The organism is Lyngbya sp. CCY1209, from assembly GCF_055795065.1.
Genome location: NZ_JAYFER010000223.1, coordinates 1 through 6,181 on the forward strand (window position 1 = coordinate 1; position 6,181 = coordinate 6,181).

6 protein-coding genes are annotated in these 6,181 nt (G+C 57.0%); 1 reads left to right on the forward strand and 5 read right to left on the reverse strand.

What is annotated here, in order from left to right; all coding sequences use genetic code 11:
* Positions 1-181 precede the first annotated feature (181 nt).
* The gene (locus AC0QHF_RS04920) at positions 182-886 is read right to left on the reverse strand and encodes an esterase/lipase family protein (RefSeq protein WP_324703070.1); all 705 of its coding nucleotides are present in this window, start codon (positions 884-886) and stop codon (positions 182-184) included.
* Between the two features lie 116 nt (positions 887-1,002).
* Between AC0QHF_RS04920 and AC0QHF_RS04925 the strand changes: the two genes are divergently transcribed.
* Entirely contained in the window at positions 1,003-2,112 is a 1,110-nt protein-coding gene (locus AC0QHF_RS04925; protein WP_324703071.1) for a sensor histidine kinase, read from the forward strand.
* Here the strand turns inward: AC0QHF_RS04925 and AC0QHF_RS04930 are convergent.
* The 4 genes from AC0QHF_RS04930 to AC0QHF_RS04945 all read right to left on the reverse strand — a co-directional run bounded on the left by AC0QHF_RS04930 (position 2,109) and on the right by AC0QHF_RS04945 (position 6,115).
* A complete protein-coding gene (locus AC0QHF_RS04930; protein WP_324703072.1) occupies positions 2,109-3,182 on the reverse strand; it encodes a hybrid sensor histidine kinase/response regulator in 1,074 nt (357 codons plus the stop codon). The genes AC0QHF_RS04925 and AC0QHF_RS04930 overlap by 4 nt on opposite strands.
* Before the next feature lie 483 nt (positions 3,183-3,665).
* Positions 3,666-4,925, reverse strand: coding sequence for a S1 family peptidase (locus AC0QHF_RS04935; protein ID WP_324703073.1), 1,260 nt, complete (start codon positions 4,923-4,925; stop codon positions 3,666-3,668).
* Positions 4,926-5,077: 152 nt separating this feature from the next.
* Positions 5,078-5,851: a S1 family peptidase gene (locus AC0QHF_RS04940; RefSeq protein ID WP_324703074.1), complete on the reverse strand. Its 774-nt coding sequence runs from the start codon at positions 5,849-5,851 to the stop codon at positions 5,078-5,080.
* A 30-nt stretch (positions 5,852-5,881) separates the two neighbouring features.
* Positions 5,882-6,115 (reverse strand): hypothetical protein, encoded by a 234-nt coding sequence (locus tag AC0QHF_RS04945; RefSeq protein WP_324703075.1) that lies wholly within the window; start codon positions 6,113-6,115, stop codon positions 5,882-5,884.
* Positions 6,116-6,181: the final 66 nt, after the last annotated feature.

Consider the following 6,181-nt stretch of genomic DNA (forward strand, 5'->3'; position numbering starts at 1 on the left):
GGAAATGGTGGGTTACGGCGCGAATGAAAAGTTGTCGGTTTTTCAGAAAAATTACTGTCGCGCCTAACCCACCCTACCGGACTGGGTGTAGGGTGTAGGGAATTTTAGATTTTAGATTCTTCCCATCTTTGCCCGTCTGCCCCTCGGCCTCCTCCGCCTCGCCCCCACACCCAATCTGATATTATTTCAACGTATCGGCCCAACTCGGGACGACCTCGACAGAACCGTACCACTTTCCGGGCGATCGCGGAGAATGCCAAACCTCATCCAACGTGATGTTGTCGGCCCCCTCCAGATGGGCGGCTTCGACGGGGGTGATGCCGTCCCCCCAGGTTTGGCCGACACCGATCGTAATTTGATAGCTGTTGAACGCCAGCAAACTTCCCGGCTTGCGGGCACCGAAAATCGCCTTTCCCGCCGCGCAGACATAGGAAATATCGGGATAAAATGCCCCGGGATAATTGTCTTTGACAAAATCCAAATTTTTCCGAGTCCACCGTTCCCGGCTGACGTGAGGCGTCCCCAACGTCACCAGGGTTTCGACTTGCGATCGGGCATTCCAAAACCCGATCGCATCCTCGGAAACATCATTGTGGATGGTGTAAGGTTTTTCGCCCAAGTAAATGCGGGCGATCCAGCCCCCCGCCGAGTGGCCGACCAAATTGATTTTGTCGGAACTGTATTCGAGCCGAACTTGCTGGACAGTTTGGTTAATTTTCTGCAAAATTGGAATCATCGATCGCCCGCCGAAAGTCGGCCACCAGTCTCGTTTTCGCAGGGGGACGATCCGCGTCTGGATGCCCCGGTTTTGTAAAGCGCGTTCCATTTCGCGGTAATCGTCCGCCGTCGCAAAATAGCCCGGTATGATAACGGTAGGTCGTGGCATTGTCCGTGCAAAAATTGTCCTTTGATCAGTTGAGCGGTTGGAAAAATGTCGCGATCGCCCGCAACTCCAAAAGACAATGATACAATCAAAGCGTGAATCGGAGATAGCCGTAACTAATGGCAAAAGTGGATTTGCGATCGCGCCTGTTTTTATCCCACTTGCTGGTCATGCTGATCGGGGTGTCTTCCTTGGTCATCATCGGCAAAATTTCCTCCCCCCGTTTCTTCGTCCGTCGCCTGGAACAGCTCGAGGGTCCGGGCTTTCGGTTGCAGTACGTTCGCACCCGGCTGATCGAAGGGTTTGAAATCGCCTGGAACCGCAGCACGTTTTGGTCAGTTTTGGCGGGTTCGACCGCGGCCGTAGGCCTCAGCTATTGGGTGACAAAACGCATCACCCAACCCCTGACGCAAATGGAAGAAATCACGCAAAAATTCGCCAAGGGGAACCTCTCAGAACGGATGTCGCCCAGTGAAATTCCGGAACTCAACCAACTGGCGATGAGTTTCAATCAGATGGCGGGCAGCCTGCAAGATGTGGAACAAAAACGGCGGGAATTAATTAGCGATCTCACCCACGAATTGCGGACGCCGATCACCGTCGTCCGGGGCTATTTGGAGGAAATGGCGGAGGGGAGAATTGCGCCGTCGCCGGAGATTTACCAGCAGTTGACGAAGGAAACCAAACGCCTCGAACGGTTGGTCAACAACCTGCAAGAACTCTCCAAAGTCGAGTCGGGATATTTGCCCATCCACCCCCAAGCCGTCAACATTCGGCCCCTGTTGGAATCGTTGGTGCAGCGATTTTCTGACCAACTGTTAGAAGACGGACCGACCTTGCAACTGGAGTGTCCGGAAGATTTACCCCCGGTTTTTGCGGATATCGATCGCACCGAACAAATCCTGGTGAATCTGTTGGGAAATGCGGTCCGCTATACGGAACGGGGGACGATTTCCGTCAAGGTTTGGAGTCGGGGCGATCGCCTCTGGGTGGCCGTCAGCGACACCGGCATCGGCATTTCCGAGGCGGATTTGCCCCACGTTTTCGAGCGGTTTTGGCGGGCCGACCGGTCGCGATCGCGCAACTCCGGCGGCACGGGTATCGGTCTGGCAATCACCCGCCGTCTGGTGGAACTGCAGGGGGGCGAAATCTCCGTCACCAGCGAGTTGGGCCGGGGCAGCACCTTCGAGTTTTCCTTACCTTTGGTTGCCTCAAAACTCAGTTTTTAAAGGGACATTGCCGGCAGGCGGATCTCAAAAATGGTGCCTCGTGGTTGGTTGGGGCGGACACCAATTTGGCCGCCGTGGGCTTCGACCACCATCTTGCAGAATGCCAACCCCAGACCGATTTGGGAGACTTCAGCCATGCGCGTCCCCGTCTCGTATTTTTTGAAAATGCTCTCCTTCAATTCCTCCGCCACTCCTGGACCGGCATCCGCGACTTGAATTTGGGCCTCTCCGGCCGCGGTCAGTTCGGCAGCGAGGACGATTTCGCTGCTGCTGGGCGAAAACTTGATCGCGTTTGAAAGCAGGTTATCCAACACCCGTTGGAACAAGGTGTCGTCCGCATTGACGACGCTTCCCGGCTCCGGAAGTCGCCCGATCAGTTCGATATTTTTTTGAGCGGCGATCGGCGTGAAACGTTCGATCGCGGACCCGAGAGCGCCGCCGAGATCGACTTTCGTCCGGTGGAGTTGGATCTGACTTTGTTCCATTTTTCCCATCAGGATCAGATCGTCGATCAACGCCTGCAACCGCTGGGCGGCGATGAGACTTCTGGACACTTTGTCTTTCAATTTGAGGGGCAGGTCGCCCCGTTCGACGACGTACAAGCCGAACAAGATCCCCATGAGGGGATTTCGCAGGTCGTGAACCATCATGTTGACCATATCTTCCCGGGATTTGAGCAGGGTTTGCAGTTCGTCGTATTGGGATTTGATTCGCAACATCGATTGCACCCGGGCGCGAAGTTCGAGGCGGTTGATGGGTTTGCTGATAAAGTCGTCGGCGCCGGCTTCCAGGCAGCGGGCGAGATCTTCTTTGCTGCTCAGGGCTGTCACCATGACGATGGGGGTGGCGGTCCATTTGGGCATGGCTTTGATTTGCTGGCAGACTTCCACCCCGTTGAGCTCCGGCATCATCACGTCGAGCAAAATCAGATCCGGGGCGAACAAGTCCAGGGACGCGATCGCACTTTTCCCATTCGAGGCATAGTGGAGGTCGTCATCGCGGTCTGATAATAGGGTTTCGATGACGTCAAAATTATTGGGTTCGTCATCTACGATCAGGATAGAAGCCATAGAAAGTCAAAAACGCCCGAGGAAGAATCACTGGTTTTGAGTATAACAAAAAAAACCTTCATCAGCCGTTTACACGAATGATTGCACTCCGTATTTTTCGGCTTCATCTGTCAATTTAACCGGCTATAGCAATGAGCGATCGTGTGTTAACAAATTGGGGGAACCTCGAAAACTTCAAAACCTCGATTCAAAGAGTCTTTGAGTTCTCCCTACTCCCTACGACCGACGACCGACTCCCTTTTATAGGTTTTGTAACTATACGAGCGCGCACTGCTATAACGCGGGGCTTGCCGACCTGATAGGTCGATACGGTTACGGACGGTTTTCGCGACTCTCATCGGTTGGGTCAACTCGACAATTCTTATTGATGGGAAAGGGTTGCGATCGCCGATCAAATGACTCTCTGGCAGACAGTTCGTCCGTGATTTGACTTTTGGGGACGTTACATTGTTTAAAAATCCCGACGGTTCCGATCGCGATCACCTAAAAACACGGTTCGCCGAGGAGCAAGCTGTCGCACCCCCCCGAGGGGGTATCCCGCAGCCGCGGCCCGAGTCCTTCAAAAGATCCGTAGGTGTCATAAATATTGGTGATGACATCCTTGGGATCGTCAAAACTGCCCGTCGCCACCGCCGCGATCGCAAAATCGACGGTTCCAGTATTGCGACTTTGGGGGATCGGAGTCAAGGCAGCTCGGATGACCTCGGGGCGGGGCAAACCGAGATTGAAGGCTAAATCCAAACCCGTATTGCGAATCAAACCCATAAAATTATTAAAATCCTGGCCGCTGCTGAACCGGGTTCGCAGGCTCTCCGGGTCGGCCCGCCCCGCCCCCCGACCATCGAGGGCGAAATCCCCGGATTCAAAGGCTTGGGCGTTGGGGGCGTTGCTGACGGAACAGTATTGATTCACCAGTTGGGCTTTCCCCCCCGAACCTCGGCCGTGAACCCCCACCACCCGGCCTTCGCCATCGAACACCGGCCCGCCGCTCATCCCCGGGCGGGTATTATCCAGGTAAAACAGGCTGTAACCATTTTCGCTGGTGTCGGGTTCGACGATCCCGGTCACCGGACCCCAGGTGAGGCGACGCTGGCGGCGGGTGGCTTTCCCCAGACAGCGACCCGTAGCCGCATCCCGCTCTTTTTCGGGGTCCGGCCAGCCGGAGACGTAGACCACATCCCCCACGTTGACGGAGCGGTCGGGGGCGGAGGGCGCAATGGGATAGTCGCGATCGCTCTCAAAGGCCACCACCGCCAGGTCTGAACCCGCCACCCGCGTCGGCAAGCTGATGGAGTAGCAGCCGAACCGGATCAAATTTCCGGGGGACGCGGACCCCCGCAGGGGACAGCCGCGGCCGTCGTCGGGCTGCTGCACCACATGAACCCGTCCGTCGCCGGTGCGGATGCCGTAGGACCGGCCGGCATCGAGATCCCGTTGTTTGAAATTGTGGCTCACCGTCAGGACGTAGTAGCGGTTGCCCTCCCGGGCGATGATCACCCCCGATCCCGGGTGCCACACGCCGTCCGGGTTGTTCTGGCTGGCGAGGGGGTTGCGGTAGTTATTCTCCAAGGCTTCCAGCAATTCCGGGCGCAGTTCCGGGGCGATGAGGACGGTGGTTTGGCTGGCGATGGAGTTGACCTCGTCGGGGGAGAGTTCGGCCGCAACGGGGGTGGCACCGAGCCACCCGGACAGGACAATTCCCGCCGACAGCAACAGATTTTGAGGGAGCGATCGCACTTTCATGGGTTCTCGTCTCTAACGGACAATATTAGCTAATGTTCTATAGGATGGGTCGATACCAGGAATTCAGAGAAGCGGAGGGGGTGGAGGGGCGGAGGAAGCGGAGGAAGAACACAGATAGAATTTTCCTCCCCTGCCTCCCCTGCCCCCGCTCCCTATTCCGGAGTGAGTCGGAGAACCGTCTGAATGGGAATCGCCCAACTGTAGCGGACGAGTTGGGCCGCTACGGTTTCCGGGGGGGAGGACCCGTCCGCAAACTGGTAAGTGCCCCACAGGGGATATTTGTGCATTCCGTTCACTCCCACCACTTCCCCCCGGTCGTTCAACAGCGGTCCGCCGCTCATCCCCGAAAAAATATCGTTGGTGTATCCGAGTTGGTAGCCTCCCACGAAGGGCTGTTCCATCCACCGGGACACTTGCCCTTGGGTGATGATAAATCCTCGGTTTTGCGATCGGTCGGCCTCCAGGGGAAATCCGGCGGCGATGACCGTTTCTCCCACGGTGGCGGGAGTTTGGGCGATCGCGGCAACGGTGTAGGGGCGATCGCTGCTGCGGAACTGTACCACTCCCAAATCATTGTCCCCCCAGGATGCCGACTTGACCATTTCGGCGGCGTGGATGCGGCCGTCGGGGGTTTCGACGCGGTAATTTTGGCCCCCGCCGGGGAAGAGAACGTGGTCGTTGGTGATCACGGTGTAAATGCCGCCCCGTTCGCGGATGATAATTCCCGTCCCCCACATCCGCCCGGAGTAAACCCGCACGGCAATTTGACGGGCCATTTCGCGCAGTTCGGGTTCGGAGGGGAGTTCGGGCGCTACGGGGGGTTGGGCGGCGTTGAGGGGGGATTTCGGGATGTCTGTGCCCCCCAGGACGCACAGGAGAGAACAGATCGCGATCGCGCCGGCCCAACCGATTCGGGGTCGTCTCACGGTAGAGTCCTCAACATCAACGAGATCGAGTTACCATGCCGTGCCGGGTTGGGCCCTCGGCGACGCGGACGGCATGGATGGCGTCGTTTGGGCGGGGGTGGTACTTTCGGCGGGAATTCCATTCAGAAATTGATTGAAGTCGATATAAGTGCCGGCATCATCTTCACTTTCAAATAGGACATCACTCGCACCCGTCCGAATGTTGAATAGGCGCTGGAGCTTGCTGGTGACGGATTCCGGATCGTTCGGTTTGAGGGTAACCAATCCCCGCGAAGACAGCGACGGGGCTTTCTAGCCCTAACCTGTTACTCTGTCTCGCAGAGAGCAAGA